General features: G+C 56.0%; 13 protein-coding genes. 11 read left to right on the forward strand and 2 right to left on the reverse strand.

Annotation, left to right across the window (positions count from 1 at the left end):
- The first annotated feature begins 26 nt into the window (after window positions 1–26).
- The 4 genes from ACP7AL_RS17115 to ACP7AL_RS17130 are packed head-to-tail and all read left to right on the forward strand — an operon-like array spanning window position 27 to window position 3,590.
- Window positions 27–887, forward strand: coding sequence for a carbohydrate ABC transporter permease (locus ACP7AL_RS17115; RefSeq protein ID WP_051054990.1), 861 nt, complete (start codon window positions 27–29; stop codon window positions 885–887).
- Window positions 887–1,720 carry a carbohydrate ABC transporter permease gene (locus tag ACP7AL_RS17120; protein ID WP_006019446.1) on the forward strand — a complete coding sequence of 278 codons (834 nt, stop codon included), beginning with the start codon at window positions 887–889 and terminating at the stop codon, window positions 1,718–1,720. The genes ACP7AL_RS17115 and ACP7AL_RS17120 overlap by 1 nt, the downstream gene beginning before the upstream one ends.
- Before the next feature lie 14 nt (window positions 1,721–1,734).
- A complete protein-coding gene (locus ACP7AL_RS17125) occupies window positions 1,735–2,499 on the forward strand; it encodes an SDR family NAD(P)-dependent oxidoreductase (RefSeq protein ID WP_425993191.1) in 765 nt (254 codons plus the stop codon).
- Window positions 2,496–3,590 (forward strand): glycerol dehydrogenase, encoded by a 1,095-nt coding sequence (locus tag ACP7AL_RS17130; protein ID WP_425993193.1) that lies wholly within the window; start codon window positions 2,496–2,498, stop codon window positions 3,588–3,590. The genes ACP7AL_RS17125 and ACP7AL_RS17130 overlap by 4 nt, the downstream gene beginning before the upstream one ends.
- 78 nt (window positions 3,591–3,668) lie before the next feature.
- Here ACP7AL_RS17130 and ACP7AL_RS17135 read toward each other — a convergent pair whose 3' ends face one another.
- Both ACP7AL_RS17135 and ACP7AL_RS17140 read right to left on the reverse strand, forming a co-directional pair.
- Window positions 3,669–4,778: a DNA-binding response regulator gene (locus tag ACP7AL_RS17135; RefSeq protein ID WP_425993195.1), complete on the reverse strand. Its 1,110-nt coding sequence runs from the start codon at window positions 4,776–4,778 to the stop codon at window positions 3,669–3,671.
- Between the two features lie 256 nt (window positions 4,779–5,034).
- Window positions 5,035–5,622: a hypothetical protein gene (locus tag ACP7AL_RS17140; RefSeq protein ID WP_425993197.1), complete on the reverse strand. Its 588-nt coding sequence runs from the start codon at window positions 5,620–5,622 to the stop codon at window positions 5,035–5,037.
- A 49-nt stretch (window positions 5,623–5,671) separates the two neighbouring features.
- Between ACP7AL_RS17140 and ACP7AL_RS17145 the strand changes: the two genes are divergently transcribed.
- The 7 genes from ACP7AL_RS17145 (at window position 5,672) to ACP7AL_RS17175 (ending at window position 17,499) form a co-directional block, all read left to right on the forward strand.
- Window positions 5,672–6,241 (forward strand): hypothetical protein, encoded by a 570-nt coding sequence (locus ACP7AL_RS17145; protein WP_425993199.1) that lies wholly within the window; start codon window positions 5,672–5,674, stop codon window positions 6,239–6,241.
- 479 nt (window positions 6,242–6,720) lie between these two features.
- Entirely contained in the window at window positions 6,721–7,521 is an 801-nt protein-coding gene (locus tag ACP7AL_RS17150; protein ID WP_425993201.1) for a hypothetical protein, read from the forward strand.
- Window positions 7,522–7,650: 129 nt separating this feature from the next.
- Window positions 7,651–9,615, forward strand: a complete 1,965-nt coding sequence (locus tag ACP7AL_RS17155; RefSeq protein WP_425993203.1) for a hypothetical protein — start codon at window positions 7,651–7,653, stop codon at window positions 9,613–9,615.
- A gap of 68 nt (window positions 9,616–9,683) precedes the next feature.
- Window positions 9,684–11,840, forward strand: coding sequence for a type I secretion system permease/ATPase (locus ACP7AL_RS17160; RefSeq protein ID WP_425993205.1), 2,157 nt, complete (start codon window positions 9,684–9,686; stop codon window positions 11,838–11,840).
- Between the two features lie 38 nt (window positions 11,841–11,878).
- Complete coding sequence (locus ACP7AL_RS17165; RefSeq protein WP_425993207.1) at window positions 11,879–13,240, forward strand: HlyD family type I secretion periplasmic adaptor subunit; 1,362 nt, start codon at window positions 11,879–11,881, stop codon at window positions 13,238–13,240.
- Between the two features lie 89 nt (window positions 13,241–13,329).
- Window positions 13,330–14,898: a GNAT family N-acetyltransferase gene (locus ACP7AL_RS17170; RefSeq protein WP_425993209.1), complete on the forward strand. Its 1,569-nt coding sequence runs from the start codon at window positions 13,330–13,332 to the stop codon at window positions 14,896–14,898.
- Between the two features lie 36 nt (window positions 14,899–14,934).
- Window positions 14,935–17,499: a putative Ig domain-containing protein gene (locus ACP7AL_RS17175; protein ID WP_425993211.1), complete on the forward strand. Its 2,565-nt coding sequence runs from the start codon at window positions 14,935–14,937 to the stop codon at window positions 17,497–17,499.
- The last annotated feature ends 1 nt before the right edge of the window (window position 17,500 follow it).

Here is a 17,500-nt window from a genome sequence, read left to right on the forward strand (position 1 = left end):
CCGGGCTCTTCCCCGGAAAGACGAAGTTGAGTTCGAAGGCGACGATATACACCTTCCTGGTGATCGGACTTCTCGTGACGCTCGTTTTGATCGTTGCGCCGGTGGCGTATGCGATCAGCCTGAGCTTTTACAAGCTTGATTCGTTCGTCGGCGAAGCGAAGTGGGCTGGCTTCGATAATTACATCGCAATTCTGAAGTTACCGGAGTTCTGGCGCGCACTCTGGAACGGTGTGCTTTATTCTCTCGGGTCGATCGTGCTTCAAGTCGTGCTTGGCATCGGATTCGCGCTGATCCTGAACGAGACGTTTCCAGGCCGAAACTTCGTGCGCGGATTGTCCATCCTACCGTATCTTTTGCCGACCGTGGTCGTGATCCTGACGTTTAAATGGATGGTGGACGGCAGTATCGGCATTATCACCAAGACTATCGCCGCGATGGGCCTGCCGCCGGTGAATTGGTTTGAGAGCTCAGGCGCGGCAATGACATCTGTCGTTCTCGTCAGCGTCTGGATGTGGACACCATTTGTCACGACATGCTTTCTGGCGGCTCTGCAAACGGTGCCGACATCCCTTTACGAGGCAGCACGAGTCGACGGCACTACGGCGGTTCAGCGCTTCTTCCACATTACCTTGCCGATGCTGAAGCCGATCCTCACCGTGGTGGTATTGCTGCGCGCAATCTGGATGTTCAACAAATTCGACGTAATCTGGCTACTGACCCGCGGCGGTCCGGTCGGCTCCACCGAACATCTGGCCATCCTGTCCTATCGTCACGCGTTCAGCCTGTTCGACATCGGCGGCGGTGCTGCGATTGCGACGATCTCGTTCGCGATCCTGTCTGTGGCCGTGTTCTTCTACTTCCGTATCTTCCCGCTGGAGGACGATTAATGGCCGCCGTTAAATCGCTCCCCGCCCGGCTCAGCCTCTATGCCTCCGCAATCGTGATCGCGATCTATTCGGCGTTTCCGATCTACTGGATGTTCATTTCCAGCCTCCGCGAGCCGACGAGTCTGCTCAGCACGGTCTCCCTTATGCCGGGGCCATTCACGCTGGAATACTACCGTAACCTGCTCGAACTGACCGACTATCCGACCCACTTCATGAACAGCGTCGTCGTGGCGGTGGTCACGGTCGTCGTGACCATGGTCTTTTCGGTGATGATTGCTTACGCCGTGACGCGACAGCGCATTCGCGGCAAGAAGCTCATCGTCGGCGCGATGCTCTACGCCTATATGTTCCCGCCGCTGCTGATCGCGATTCCTATGTTCACGATCTTTGCGCGGCTCGGCTTGAGCGACACGCTGATTGGGCTGATCGCGTCGCACCTGACACTGACGCTCCCGCTCGGCGTCTGGTTTCTGTGGGGCTTCTTCAAAGGCATGCCGTTTGAGTTGGAAGAGGCCGCGATGGTCGATGGCTGCACCCGACTCGGGGCATTTTTACGCGTGGTTCTTCCGCTCTCGCTGCCGGGGCTTATTACCGTTGCAATCTTCTCGTTTCTGCTGTCCTGGACCGACTACACCTTCGCGCTGATCATGATCGGCAGCGATGCCAACAAGACCCTTCCGGTGGGGCTTGCTTCGATGGTCGGTTCATTCGATTTGCGGTGGGGCGAGATCATGGCGGGCTCGACGCTGATCGCGCTGCCGCTGTTCGCAGCGTTCGCGCTCCTGACGCAGTACTTCATTCAAGGCCTCGGTGCCGGTGCAGTAAAAGGCTAATTATGAATCTCGGATTGAAAGGCAAAGCAGCGCTGGTCACCGGCGCGGCGCGCGGCATCGGCAAGGCCGAGGCACTTGCGCTGGCGGCGGAAGGTTGTTCGATCGCAATCAACGACATCGACCGTGATGCCGCTGATGCCACCGTCGCGGAGCTGCGTGCGAACGGAGCGAAAGCCGTGGCCTGTATCGGTGACGTGTCCGAGGAGGTTGGCGCGGAAGCGGTCGTGCGCGAGGCGTACCGCGGTCTCGGGCAACTCGACATACTGGTCAACAACGCGGGTGCCGGCGGCCGCCATCTCGGAAGCCTTGCCGAGAACATGTCCCTTGACGATTGGGACATCATTGTCCGGACTCACCTGCGCAGCACATTCCTGTGCAGCAAGTATGCAGTGCCGTTTATGCGCGAGCGGAACTTCGGGCGGATCGTGAATACCTCTTCGATGAATGTCACCGGGGGTGGACGTCCCGGTGTGACGAACTACTCCGCGGCGAAGGCAGGGGTCATTGGTTTCACGCGGACGCTGGCCAAGGAAGTCGGCAGCGCCGGCATCACCGTGAATGCCATCGCGCCGGGTTATGTCGAGACCGCGCTGATCGCCGGCTTTTCCGCCGAGAAGCGCGCCATCATCGCTGGGCAAAACCCTCTCGGCCGGTTCTGCCAGCCCGACGAAGTGGGTTCTCTGATCGCATTTCTGTGCTCCACTCAGGCCGCTTTTATCAATGGCGCGCTGATCTGCATGGATGGCGGCAAGCGTGACTTCTTCTGGGGTGACCAATGACCATTCGAGCTTTCGGCGGCCCGCATCGGTATGTACAGGGCCCCGGCGCTCTGAATGAGCTTTCGGCACTGGTTCCGCTGTATGGCCGCCGCCCCCTGGTCGTGGCGGATGTCGCGGTGATGGGAGTCCTTCGTGAGCAACTCGAAACACTGCTGCAGCCGTGTACCGACAGCATAGAGTTCGCTGAATTTTCGGGCGAATGCTCTGCTACCCAGATCGACGCAATGACGGGCAGGGCTAGTGCTGCAAGCACAGACGTGGTTGTCGCGATTGGTGGCGGCAAGGCGATCGATACCGCAAAAGGTGTCCGGATTCAGCGAGGCGGGGGCATTATCGTGGTGCCGACGGTCGCCTCGAACGATGCGCCCACCAGCCGTCTTGCGATCGTCTACACCGACGATCATGTCCTGAAAGAAGTCAGGCTGATGCCAACCAATCCGGACGCGGTGGTTGTCGATACATCGATCATCGCACGCGCACCGCGCAGATTTTTTGTTGCGGGCATTGGCGATGCACTCTCGAAGAAGTTCGAAGCTGAGCAGTGCTTTAATTCTGGCGGCATGAATTTCTACAAGGCTCGACCGGCCGAACTCGCGGTTTCAATTGCGAACCAGTGCTATCAGGTGATCCGGAGGGATGCGGTTGCATCGCTCGTGGCGGTCGACCGGAAGGAGCCTGATGCTGCGTTTGAGAATATCGTAGAAGCGACAATTCTGCTCAGCGGATTAGGTTTTGAAAGCGGCGGGCTGTCGATTGCGCACTCGCTGACGCGTGGCTTCTCGGCCATTCCATCGCTCAACGGCGCGCTGCATGGTGAACAGGTGGCATTCGGTCTTCTGACGCAGCTCTGTCTGGAGCAGAGATCACAAGAATTTCTCGCCGACATAATGACGTTCTACAAGACGCTTGGCCTGCCGACAAGCCTGAAGGACCTCGGGTTTTCCGGCGACAGGCAGGATGGCATTCAGACGATCGCCCAGCGCTCGATCGCCGAAGCGCCGTATCTGAAGCAGTTTGTAGGGGCGGTGACTGAGCAAAGCCTTGTGGCCGCGCTCGACAAGGCAGACCGTTTTGCGAGATCGGTTAGTTGAGCTCCGTCTGGCCAAAGACTCACCAGAGGGTCCAGGGCCTTGACCGGTTCCGGCAAGACCTTGCGAGCTCACGCGCAATCACGAAGACTGAACATCCTTATGGCTGCCGGTCCCAGAATCCAGCCACTTGTGATCGTTTGTCTTTTCAAAGAAATCCTTGGTCAGGACGGCAACCTCAGTCCTGTTTCTGACCTTGAGCTTTCTCATGATGTGGCGAAGATGGACTTTAACTGTATGCTCGCTCATACCAAGCTCATAGGCGATCTGCTTATTGGCCATCCCCTGACAGAGCGCTTCGACGACCATCATCTGCCGTTCTGTCAAAAGCTCGCTTGTTTTGGACACCGCCGGCTGCTTGTTGCGATCGAGCTCAAGGCTGCTGACAGGCACAAATGTTCCGCCAGCTTCCACCAGGCGCACAGCTTCAACGGCAACATTGAATGGTAAGCTAGTTGGGATGTAGCCGCGTGCTCCATTTCTCAGCGCGTGCATCACATAGTTCGTGTCGTCGATGTCGGACATGATAACGACAGGAATATCGGCGGCGCTGGATTCAAGAAATTGAAGGTCGGCGACGCTGGACGATCCGCTGCCATCGACAAAGAATACGATCACGGCCGGTGTAAGAGCATTCTGTTCGGTCGAGTTTCTCCACTCAAAGATGTTTGTGAATGCGAAAATGCCATGGCTTCTGTAAGAAATTTCAAGACAGCGAACGAAACAGTCACGAAAAAACGCGCGCTGATGGATCACGACGATCCCGGGCTTTTTTACAGGAGGAGGTTTGTGATCCTTTTCGTTGGCTCCGTTGAGATGCCTGATTTCATTGGGCTTGGTTGTGGTTTTGGGATCTGCGCGATGGCGCGGAGGAAGCGGGCGTGCGTCCTGTGAATTCGTCTCGTGCTTGCAGGCGGAGTCTAGACGGGTGTGCACGGCTGGTGAAGAAGGGTGGTCAGCGCCAGTTCGCATGAAGAGACGAGCTCTGCTCGGAAGCGATTTTCTCAAAATGGATTGCTTGAGTGTGAATTGCAAAGAGTGACCGCTGGAGTGTGTATCGTGACGCCGGCTGGCATTCTGTTCAGCGGGATTATTCTGAAATTCGCTGAGAGAAATTTGTTCAGACAAATCGTCCAAAGCTCGCTGTCGTTCGCGGAATGAAGTTGAATTTGAATAACCGGTGATACTCATAATACGCCCCTACTCATTACTTCGGTGGTCGCACGGGCCTTTCCATTTCAAAACGCAATGCTTAGCGGGTCTAATCAATTTGCCTTTAATCCTCAGTATAGTCCCCCTTTTTTGCAATCCTGCAACGTTTTTATGTGGGGGGTCATCGCGCTGCACAAACTTGCGTTTTGAAAGTTGGATGCACGTCAAACGTGTCCTCCAACGGGTTCCACGAAGGGAACTTTAGAGAGTTGCTGCGTCTCGCTCTGCCATATTATCACGGACGTACGCTGACGTGCGCATCGAAAAAGCGTTCCCATGCAGCTGATACGTCGTCCCGCTCTGTGATTGTCGAATCCGCTTCTTGCAGGTCGCGGGGCCGGTCCTGCCATCCTGTCCCAGCGCCGGCAAAGAGGATTGAATTCCCGACAAGCATCGAGCCGAAGGCGAATGCATTCCGGCAACCGGTTTCAAACTCTCGATTGCATGAGGTACTCAACAAAAGCACCTCTTCGCCGATTAGCCCGGATCGTATCGTGGTGATGTCTTTCCAAGATCTAGCCTGTACGCGACACAAAGCCTCACCCTCGATCTTGCCGGCTTCGATCCTGGCCGCGATGGTAATCAACATGACCATGAAGCCGACCATGTATGGGTCCGACCATGTGAGGTCGGATATGCCCCCAAGGCGGTGGCGGCTTTTCTCGACCATGGGTGAGATCACAGCGGTTGCGGCCCTGTGAGCTCTACGAACTTTGGATAGGTCTAGGGCCCAGCGCCACATGTCGCTGCACTCCGCAAGGTCTCCAAAAAGTGTCAGAATGCCAATGCCGCCCTTGTTTTGTTCAAGGACCTGCTGGATCATACATCAATAATCGTGCGGTGCTCCAGACCCGTCAGGAGTGGACCTGTCCATGGTGTCCAGCCGGCTTCCGACAAAGCCCGATTTCGAGGCGCTTGCAGCATCGGCGCCTGCGTCGGCCGATCGCCGCACGCTCATTCTGGCGCTGATCGGTAATCTGGTTTCAAGCTGGACCAATAACGAGAGTCTGTTCATTTACGTTCTCATGCTCCTTTTACGAACGGATCAGGCATCTGCGGCGCTGACCTTTGCCACGCTTAACACCACGCGCGCGCGGCTGGATCTCATTCAGCGTCTGGCGAAGATCACCATCCGGGACCCGAATCTCGAGAAGGCGCTTTCCAAGATCATTGAGCGATTCAATGAATCGACCCATGTCCGTAACGAATTCAATCACTGCATGTATATCGTCGATGCCAGTGGCCAGATCACCCACACGCAATCGATGCGGATCGTGCAGACAAAGGATAGTCTTCGGTTTGGCGAAATGAAGCCGATGGATGAGGCGCGGCTGAAAAGCATGGTGAAGGCGACAAAAGATATGACGCGCATCAACCGCGATATCTGGGATTTCCTGCCGCGGCTGGAAAGTCATTTGGGTTCGGCCAAACCATCGCCCTGATACGGCTTGCGCCGTTTCGCGATTGCAGGTGAGACGATGGGCTTTTCGGTGGACAAGCCGCCGAGCTGATTACTTTGCTGCTGCGTTCTCGCGTTCCTGCGCGTAGGCTTCTCCTGCTGGCTGTTGCCGTGCGCAACGCGATTGCAACAATCCTGACGTGCAAAACTATCCATTTGGGTGACCCTTGCTAGCCGAAAGGATTAGCTTGGGGACTCTCGAATAGCTTAGGGACCGCGGGAATCATATCGAATGGTGTCGTTCGTCTAATGCTTAAGACGATTCGTAATGCTCGAATGTGCGGCTATTCCCAGACTTCCACATAAGTAACGCTGACGATGCGGAGTCTCGCAAACAATTGCGAGGGGATCGCGGTCGGGAGACCGACATCAACCGCATCGTAGCGCGTTGACGATCGCAGACGTAGAAGATCAGCGATTTTCGAGGCGACCACGATGCTCCTTACCCCATAGGAGTTCGTCATGGGTCACTATCAGCCAAAGCCAAAGCGGAACGATCCGAACCAAGACCAGAAGCAAGACCAGGATCAAGACCAGAAGCAGGCCAATTTGCAGGCACAGCTTCAGGGTCAGGGCCAGCTTCAGGGCCAGGGACAGGGACAGGCTCAGTTTGCTGTTCAGTCTCTTGATTCCAAGAGCGATAACGACAACAAGAACGACAACAAGAACAGCAACAGCAATGACAACAAGATCGACAACGATCTGGACAATAAGGTCAGCAACAAGACCGAAAACAGCGTCGATAACAGCCTCGACAACAAGGTCGAGAACAAGGTCGAAAACACCATCGACAACAAGGTCAATGTTGACGTTGACGTGAAGGTCGATCTCGATCTCAGCGCCGATGGCCTCAGCAGCCCGGTTATCGATCTGTCGTGCCTGAGCGATGTTCACGGCTCGGTGATCATGCCGGACGTGGTGAACCAGAAGATCGACGGCAATGGAAACCAGTTCAACCTCGATCAGGTCAACAACCTGGTGGACAATGACTCGGTATGCGACGCGAAGGTGTCCTTCAAGGGTGGCGAAGATGGCCACGGCTTCTCGATGGATGCCAAGATCGAGGGCGGCGACGTCAAGATGGATTCGAAGATCGACGACGTGGCCGGCAACAGCGCGACGGGTGCAATTGCAAGCGCCGACGCCGCTCTGACGCAGGACGCTTTCAACCAGACCATTACGCAGGGTGCGAACATCCAGTTCAACAGCGTCACGGCGAATATTGCCGGCGATGACTGGACTGACTCCCATAATTTGGGATGACCTAATACATGGCCCGCGCGGCGTCCGCCGCGCGGGTTATCCTCACGATCTTCAAATATTAAAACGATTTGTTGTCGCGGCTAACCCCGCAGGATCGTCGCTTGCTTGAGCCTGACATAGGAGGCTCCCATGGTACCCGGCGGCATAACCGAAGTCGTTTGGCACTTCGCTGGCTATCTGCAGATCATAAATGACATCGCGCGGGATCGCATCGACTACGACCCGGCTGCATACCGAAGCAAGCAAGACGACTATGTTACGCCGCGTCCAAACTATGAAAGCAATCCGGATTTCGATCCCCTCGATAGTCAGGGTTTAAAGACTCCGGAACCCGGACTCTTTGACGAATTTCATAACCCCCGCATCTTCCCGATAAGATCGCCCAATCCACTACTGCCAGAAGCAGATATGGATTCTGATGGGCCGGGTGGGCTTCCACGATTGATTGCACCTCGCGGCGCCGGCGGTGGAGGCGGAGGAATAGAGCACAAGATCACCGTCCAGTATCAGGAAGGCGGCCAGCAGACCGAGCTAGAGATCAAGCAGCACAACTTCCTGCTGGACAACGATAGTCTTCTCGTTTCGCCCTATGGCGACAGCGTCGCCTGCAGTTGCGACACAGCGCTCATTACCGTCCAATCTACTCTGATCGCAGAGCACAGCCAAACCATCCTTGAAAGGATGGCAGACGAAGCCAACGACCAGATTCCGAAAGAATGGTGGATTCCCCAGAATGGAACCGGCATCACGGAATTTGTCACGGCGCACAACGAAGACCAGGTTTCTCAGGATGGCGCGCCGGGCGCGCACTCAGTTCAGCCCGGCTATTATCTGAACGGTGTCTTGCAGGAACCGGCGCCGCCGCCGCCCGACCAGACGCCCATTCCGCAACCCGAGCCCGCGCCGGATCTTGGTAACGGCTTAGGGCAATGGGCTACAACAGGAGCCAACGATAGCTGGAACGCCAGCTTGATCGTCGATCTGAGCGAATCCGGACGCTCGATGATCGTGATGGGCGATTACTTCAAGACCAATGCGATCTTCCAGACCAACTCGATCGTTGATCACGATCATATCGACACAGCTGGAGGTGACCGGCTTTCGATCGCGAAGGGAGATAATGTTACGGACAACATCGCCGACTTCGTCCAGCATCCAGGGATTTATGCGGACCTGAAAGCCACCTTCGCCGGACCGCAATGGAACGTCGATGTGGTGGAAGGAAACTACTACAGTGTTCACACAATCGTTCAGATGAACTATCTGCTCGACAACGATATCGTTGTTCAGAAAAGCGCGGACTCGCACTATGAGCTCTATAGCGGCGGGAATGAGCAGGGCAATCTGGCCCAAGTGTTCGACGGATCGATTCACTACGATCTGATCATCGTTGCCGGCGCCTATCACGGCATGAATGTAATCTTCCAGAACAATCTCCTGCTGAACAATGATTATATCAAAATGTTCGGGGAAGGCACAGATCCGTCACAGTCGGTGGTGTCGGGCCAGAACGAATTGAACAACAAAGCGACAATCGAGAATTATGGTGACGACAATTTCGAGGCGATGAACCACAATCTCGAAAGTCTCGTGTCTGCGGTTGGAGGCGGCACGACGACTCTCGATCCTTCTTACGGGAAATTCGTGGACGGATCTGGTGGCGAGTTCAACGTGCTGTATGTCAAGGGTGACTACTACGACGTCAACGCCGTCTGGCAGACCAATGTCGTTTCCGACGTCAACATGGTCATGCAGTTTCTCGATCCGCCGTCAGCTGCAGCTGTCGCCCGTGACACAGATGGCCTCGAATCCCAGTCCGTTACTAGCGGCAAGAATCTTCTCTCCAATGACGTCGCAATTATCGATGTTGGTGCGACCAACACTTTCGTCAACGGTCAGGTATACGGCGATACTATCCTCGTGCAGGCAAATCTCCTGCCGGACGACAAAGGTCATGTGCTGAATCACGATGCACAGGCCCTGATTCCGGAGCTGATCGCTTTCGTCAACGATAGTCAGGAGGAAGCGCCGGTGGCGCAGCCGGTACTAAGTACGCCGGTGCACGAGGATCCAATAGCAAGTGTCATGCACTGAACGGTAAAGGTGCTGTGAAAACGAAGTCATCGAGTTGAACCAGATCGGCGTTGTGGAGGCTGGGGTACATGACACGGGGCGACAACGAACCTCACATTAGGGCCAGTACGTCTGTGCATCTGACCGACGAAGAGAGCGCGAAACTGCGCACTGCGGAGGTTGTCCCTTTTCCCGCCCGTCACGATACGCCAGGCGGCACAAACGATGTGGCGCATAAGGAAGCTTCCGAACTGGCGAAAGATCAGTCCGGAGCCGCCGTTTCAATCCAGAAAGCCCTGTCCGCGGCAGACAGCGTAGCCAAGCGATCCGACGATCCCGCGCCACCGGAGGTGGCTAAGACACCACCAGAACCGCAAAGTGATGCGCGTCCACCGGCAAGCGGCTCACCTGTCAGCACCGGTGCACCAGTCCCATCCGTAGTGAATGGAGGCGGGGGTGGAGGTAACGGAGCGTCGAACGGCGGGGGAGGCGGTGGAGGCGGCGGTTCGACACCCTTGCATAAGCGTTCCAGCGATAATGAATTCCGAGATGTTCTCGGCAAAGGCCTCGCCAACGCGCGGCGCAACCTTGTGACCGTCGGGATATTCTCCATCGCCGTCAACCTTCTCGTCCTCGCGATCCCCGTCTACCTTTTCAACATGTCGGATCGCGTCATGACGAGCAGAAGCACCGACACGCTTGTCATGCTGTCGATGATCGTGGTGGTGGCGATTGGTGCACACGTGCTGATGGATATGATGCGCCGTATTATCCTGATGCGCGTTGCAGTCGAAACCGAAGCGCGGCTGGGCGGTCCTGTTTTAAGCGCAGCTGCGAAAGCAGCACAGGGTGGGTCGAGTCGTGAGTTTCAGACACTTGCGGACCTTCAGCATCTGCGCGCATTCATCACCGGCCCGGTACTGCTGACGATGTTCGACGCGCCGGTAGCTCCTGTGTACTTCGCGGTTGTTTTTCTGATCCATCCCCAACTCGGGCTGATCGTTCTGTCGTCCGGTTTGGCGCTCATGGCTGTCGCCATACTAAATCAAAAGATCACTGCCATTCCGTTTACACGGGCGAATGCCTTTGGGACCCGCGCCAACCTTCAGGCAGAAGCGATGGCGCGCAATGCTCAGGTCATCAATGCCATGGGCATGATCCCGGAGGGCGTTCAGGTCTGGGGCCACGAAACGGTCGAGTCTTTGAAGGCGCAGGTCGCCGGGCAAGATCTCAACATCATGATGACGGGAATTTCGAAATTCCTGCGCCTCTGCACACAAATAGCGATTCTGGGCTGGGGCGCGTGGCTGGCATTGGAGAGCCAACTGACCAGCGGCATGATCATCGCGGCCTCGATCGTGGCGAGCCGCGCTCTTGCTCCAATGGAAGGGACCATCGAGGGGTGGCGCGGCTTTGTGCAGGCACGTTCCGCGTACGGGCGTGTCAAAGCCCTTCTGCAAAATTCACCGCTGAACCTGGACCGGTTACGGCTTCCGCGCCCGCAGGGTCATCTCAGCGTCGAGCGCATTCTGTACGTTCCGCCGCCTACCAAGAAAGTCATCCTGAACGGGATCAGCTTCCAATTACAACCCGGAGAGTCGCTGGCGATCGTGGGCGATTCGGGAACCGGAAAAACCATGCTTGCGCGCATGCTTGTGGGTTCAATTATCCCAACGGCCGGCAATGTGCGCCTGGACATGATGGACCTTCGGAACTGGGACACGCGTCAGTTCGGCGAAAGCGTCGGCTACCTGCCACAGGACGTCCAGCTTTTCCCCGCGTCCATCAAGGCGAATATCGCACGCATGCGGCAGGATGCGATCGATGAAGATATCTTCGACGCGGCAGAAACAGCCGACGTTCACGAGATGATATCGAGTTTCGCACAGGGCTATGAAACCATTGTCGGCATGGACGGAAGCCCGTTGTCCGGCGGTCAAAGGCAGCGAATTGGGCTCGCGCGCGCATTCTATGGCAATCCGCGCCTGATGGTTCTCGATGAACCAAATTCAAATCTAGATGCGAATGGCGAGCGAGCGCTGGCCAAGGCGCTCATTCGTGCAAAAGAGAAGCAGATAACGGTCGTGACGATCACGCAGCGTGCCGCGCTTCTTAGGAGCGTCGATAAGATCATGATCCTTAACAATGGTGCGGTACAGGCGTTCGGGACGCGTGACGAGATCATCCCGCTCATTTCCGGACGCAAACCAAGCGGCGGTGACGGGCCGCCAATGCTGAATTCTTGATGAGGAAGATCTGATTTAACAGGAATCGAGGTGCTGTGGTGTCAGGCAAAAAACTCGCTGCTCAGGGGCAGGTAGCTGAAGGCACTTGGTACGATTCACTGCCGCGGTCGACACGCCTGCCGACGATTGGCGGTGTGCTCATTATGGCGGTTATGGTCATGGGCTTCGGCGTATGGGGCAATATGGCTCCGATCGCCGGCGCCATTGTCGCGTCAGGTGTGTTTGTCGCAACAGGCCAAAACAAGATCATTCAACACCTCGAAGGCGGCGTCATACGTGAAATCTACGTGCGCGAGGGCGATATCGTCGAGCAGGGACAGTTGCTGGTTGATCTGGATGAAACCGCTCCGCGCGCCGAGCTGCGTCGCCTGTTTCTCCGCCGCATGCGACTGACGGCGATAGATGCCCGGTTGCAGGCCGAAATGAGCGAAGCCGATGAGATCGCGTTTCCAAATGAACTGATTCAGGCGATGAATGAGCCCGAAGTGAAGGAAATACTGGGTAGTCAAAAACTGACCTTCACAGCCCGCAGGAATAATATGAACAGCGATATCGCGGGGATCAATGAAGGCATCAACGCGCTGAACGAAAGAATTCAGGGTTCCAGAATTCAGCTTGACGGTGTCCGCCGCCAGATCAAGTTCATCGAGGAGGAGATTGAAGCTAAGGAGTATCTCCTGAAGACCGGCTTGGTAAGGAAGCCGGAGGTTCTGCTACTGCAAAGGTCGCAAGCGAACCTTGATGGAGAGGTCGGCCGGATCATGGGCGATATCGGCGACGCCAAAGAGCGCATCGCGAAGGCTCTTGAACAGATCAACGGCGTCAAGAAGACCGCGATCAAGACCGCAGTGGAGCAAATGCATGAGGTGCGGGGCGAATTGGTCGATGTACGCGAGCGAATGCTGAGTGCAAAGGGTGTGCTTGACCGCATTCGCATTACGGCGCCCGTCAGAGGGGTGGTCGTCAAGTTGCGGTATCACACGCAAGGAGGCGTGATCGAAGCCGGCAAGAACATCATGGAAATACTGCCACTCAAGGATGAGCTTATCATCGAAGCCCGCGTGCGCCCGCAGGACATCGACAGCGTCAGGCATGGGCAGCACGCAACGGTTCGACTCAGCGCTCTCAATCAGCGCATTACTCCGATGATATCGGGTGAAGTTATCTATCTCTCAGCCGATACGCTGGCCGACGAGAAAAAATCCCAACAAGTTGGACCGACCGACATCTATATCATCCGCGTTAAGCTGAATAATGAGGAAGCAGCCGCAATTCCGGGTTTCAGCCCGACGCCAGGTATGCCGGCGGAAGTCTACGTCAAGACGACTGAACGAACGTTCTTCCAGTACATCGTGAAGCCGATCCACGACAGTATGACGCGCGCGTTCCGCGAGCGATGAGAAAGCGCGTCTACGGTCTTAAATGAGGTTTGCTTAGGAAGGTTGAGGCGTTGATTTGAGGTATTGAGCATAACAAGCGAGGTCATCCTGTGCGCATTGATGTCATAGACACATTGCCGGATTTTGCCCGGCTGGAAGAGAACTGGAACGCAGTCTATGACGCGGACCCGGATGCCCAGTTGTTCATGTCCTGGAAATGGCTTTCAGGCTGGCTAGGGCAGATCTCCACCCCCTGGTTTGTCCTTGGCGCGAAAACGAGCGAGAAGGCAGACGCCCCGTATGTGGCCTTCCTGCCGATGCGGATCCAAACCAAATTGGAGAATGCGCGTTTTCACAATGAGCTGAACATGGCCGGTAATTTCTCGGCCGACTATACCGGCATTCTTTGCGCCCCCGGAGCGGAGCATCAGGTCATTCCCGCATTTGCCCGGCACCTGAAGCGGATGAACTGGGCACGTCTCAATCTCGAAAACATTCGTATGTCGGAGCCGCGCATTCGGCTTCTTCTGGCGCATTTTCCGAAAGCCGGTTTCCAGACCAGTGAAATCAATCGTATCGGTAAAGTCGATAACATCGACAACAATCTCTGTCCGTTCGCGGCACTTCCGCCGGACTGGAACGCATATCTCGATATGTTGAGTTCCAACACCAGACAGAAGATCAGGCGTCTGTTGAGGCTCGTCGACGAAACCGGCGAGTATCGCATCACCGTGGCAACGCCAGAGACGATTGAGCGGGACCTCAATACGTTGCTGCGATTTTGGGAGATCAAGTGGACACCGCGCAAGGGTGATCTCGTTCACACGCTGATACGTTCGAACCGGGCCATGCTGACGCGCAGCTTCAGGGCCGGTCTGCTGTTCCTGCCGACACTTTGGAAGGAAGATCGGCCGCTTGCTGCGCTCGCGACGCTGATCGACCGGCGCAAGCATGCCTTCCTGTTTTATATGACCGGGCGAGACGAAACCTTCGACGGCCCGCCGCCGGGTGTGATCTTGCATTCCCACAGCATCCGGCATGCGATCGCCAACGGGTTCACCGAGTATGACTTCCTGCGTGGCAATGAGCCCTACAAGTACTCATTCGGTGTGAAAGAGCGCCGTATCCGGTACGTCATGGTCGGCACCAAGAACGGACTGAATCTCGGCGGCAAGATCGATCAGCGAACCATTCCCGATGTTTTGAAAGAGGCAACCGAGCTTCATCAGAAAGGCAGGCTTGTGGAAGCCGAACACGGCTACCGGCAAGTCATGGATGTGGAGCCGAAGAATGCGGACGCGATTCATCGGCTCGGTCAATTACTGGCCAGCAAGGGTGATCATGCTGCCGCGAAACGGATTTTCAAGACACTCACGGCGATCAGGCCCGAAATTTACAAACCGTGGTTCTGTCTTGCTCAATCGTGCGATGCGCTGGGACATCATATAGATGCCGTAAACGCTTATCGGGAGGTCATTCGGTTAAAGCCGGATCTGCCCGAGGCTTTCGCGAACCTGGCGGCGATACTCGTCAAACTTGGCCGGATCGAGGACGTCAATGCGGCGCTCGTGACTGCTCTTGGTAGGACTGAGAGTGCTCCTAAACTGAATGGTCGCGAGCCGAAAGTACGGCGCGTCACCAACGGCAGAATGGAGCAAGGCGAAGCAGCAACGGCATAGCCAGGGATGGCATGAAATCGAGGCAACAGAACCCACATGAGTAGCAATCTCAGTATGCAAGGGTTGGCCGGAACCGCAATTTCAGGCGGATTTGTGTTCGCTGCGAACTCAATCGAATGTCCCGCCGCATGTTCGCCGGCAGCCTTTGTGAATTCCGAACTTCTATTTTCCGGAAATTATGACAGGGTCGGCATTGATCTGATCATTTCCAACGAAATCGAAAGCGTTACAGTTCAGGAATATTTCAAGGGCGATCATCGCGCGCCGCTGATGTCTCCAGAAGGAGCGAGCCTGTCGGGTCGCGTAATTGAAGCGATGACGGCGAGGGCCCAATATGCTCAAGCTGACCAGATCGCAAGTGCGGTACCTGCTGTGGGCAACGTCGCGAAAGTGAGCGGTACCGCGGTGGTTACGCGCAATGGCGTTCCTGTCGAGTTAAAGCAGGGTGACAAGCTTCTCAAGGGAGACGTCGTCCAGACCGGACCGGATACCACGATCGGAATCAGCTTCGTTGACGGCACGGCGCTTGGTCTCGCATCGAATGCGCGCATCGTCCTGGATGAGATGACGTATGACCCAAACGGATCGTCCAACTCGTCGCTTTTAAGCTTGATACAAGGAACGATTACCCTCGTCGCCGGGCATACCGCGAAGTTCGGGAACATGCGCGTCGAAACACCGGTTGCCACGATGGGCATCCGTGGCACGGCGATTATGGTGGAAATCGCTTCGGATGATGGACCGAGCAAATTCTCGGTATTGAGAGAGCCGGATGGAAAAATCGGATCGTTTCATCTTTACGACAAGGCGACCGGAGAACTTCTCAAGGTGGTGTCTCAGGCCGGCCTTGTAACAATCGTCTCGCCGCTCGGCGCGGGACAACCCGTCTCCGCTGTTGATCAACTCAAAACGCTTGCCGATATCCAAAGCGAGAAAAGCCTCATTCAGCAGGTTTTCAAGATTTACTACCCCAACTACAATCCGGACGGCCCGGGAGGCGAAAAAACCGGCTCCAGCGCCAACCCGCTGGCAAGTTTTGCCAGTAATTCCTTTGGCCGGGGAGTCGAATCCGGTGTGCCAGGGTTAATCGCTCTTGCAAGCGGTGTCGCCATCATACCGGTTATCGCGACGGCGCAGGATCTCTTGATTTTCCCTGAAGCGCCCCCGCCTCCGGTTGTGCGCGCGATCGCAGTCGCAAACGTGGTGGACGTCCAGGCATCGCAAGGACCCGTCGAACGAAACTTTGCCATCAGCGATCAGGTCACGGTTTCGGTCGATGGACAGGTCGTCGATCAATCGGCGGGGCGATACGTGCCGGGCACCGCCACCGTTACCGGGGTGGAAAGTACGGTGCCGACACCTCAGGGCGTCGATCTCGCCAGGCTGGTGCATGTCGATCCCGCAACGGGCGTCGTGAACTATGATGCGAGCCAATTCGCGTTTCTGGGTGTTGGGGAATCGGCAATCTATACGATTGGCTTCGAGAGCCAGCCTGGATCGTCTGCTGTTCCGGAAACGCTCACGCTGACCATCAACGGATTGAACGATAAGCCAACTGTCGAGCATCCGATTCCGGACCAGCGGGCCAAGGAAGGTTGCAGATTCGAATATGTCATCCCGGCCTGTGTATTCGCCGATCTCGATGCCAGCGATACTTTGACGTTCCGCGCGACGTTAGCGAATGGCGATCCGCTTCCGAACTGGCTCACGTTTGATCCTGTGTCGATGACATTTTCGGGAACGCCGCCGAAGGGCGAGGAATGCGTTATCCATATCAAGGTCATCGCGAGTGACGAGCACAACGCCACCGCGGTTGACCAGTTTGACCTCGTAATTGCGGAAAGCCATCATCATCACCACCACCATCACTATTTCGATGACAGTCCGATTGATGCAGTTTCTGGAAACGACCAGGATATCATCCTGGCAAGCGACAGCCGTGAGCTGTCGGCAGGAACCGGCGACGTCGTTTCCGATAGTCAGGAACAAGATCACCACAAGTCCGAGCTAAGAGAGGTGGATTCAGCCGGTTGCAACGAAAGATGCTCGAGGGAGCCCCCGCAGGAGAGGGATGATCACTCGAATTCGTCGAGGGAGGTGGGTTCATCATCCTCAGTAGAACATGCTTCGCATGAGTCATCGCCGAGCGAGAGCCACGGAAGCGGCGCGATTGATGTGCGAGCGCACGGATCAGCCCAGATCCCCGCTCCGACAGATTTTGACCCAGGCCGTCCTATCTCTACGGATTTACAAACCAGCCTGTCTCGCGTGGCAACCGATTATTCAAGCCAGAGCAGTTCGTCTCACCATAGCCATAGTTTTTCAAGCCACGCATTTTCCTGGAACAGTAACTCTCATCAGCGCGACAGCTTCGATTTCAGATCGGACCTCGGCCGCAATACTGACCACAACGTTCAGTCGACATCCGACCTTATGCAGTCTGATAGATCCTGGTCTGGTGACGGGGTTAATGTGGCTACTCTTGTTCAAGCCATGACAAGCTTCGACTTTTTCACCAGCCATGACGATCACGGGATAACGACCCGGCTCAGTTCGTCGGCAGAACTTCACACGCATCAACACGATTTTCATTTAACCTAGG

It is taken from the genome of Afipia sp. DC4300-2b1, assembly GCF_049895725.1.
In the GTDB taxonomy this organism is placed as follows: Bacteria; Pseudomonadota; Alphaproteobacteria; order Rhizobiales; family Xanthobacteraceae; genus Afipia; species Afipia broomeae.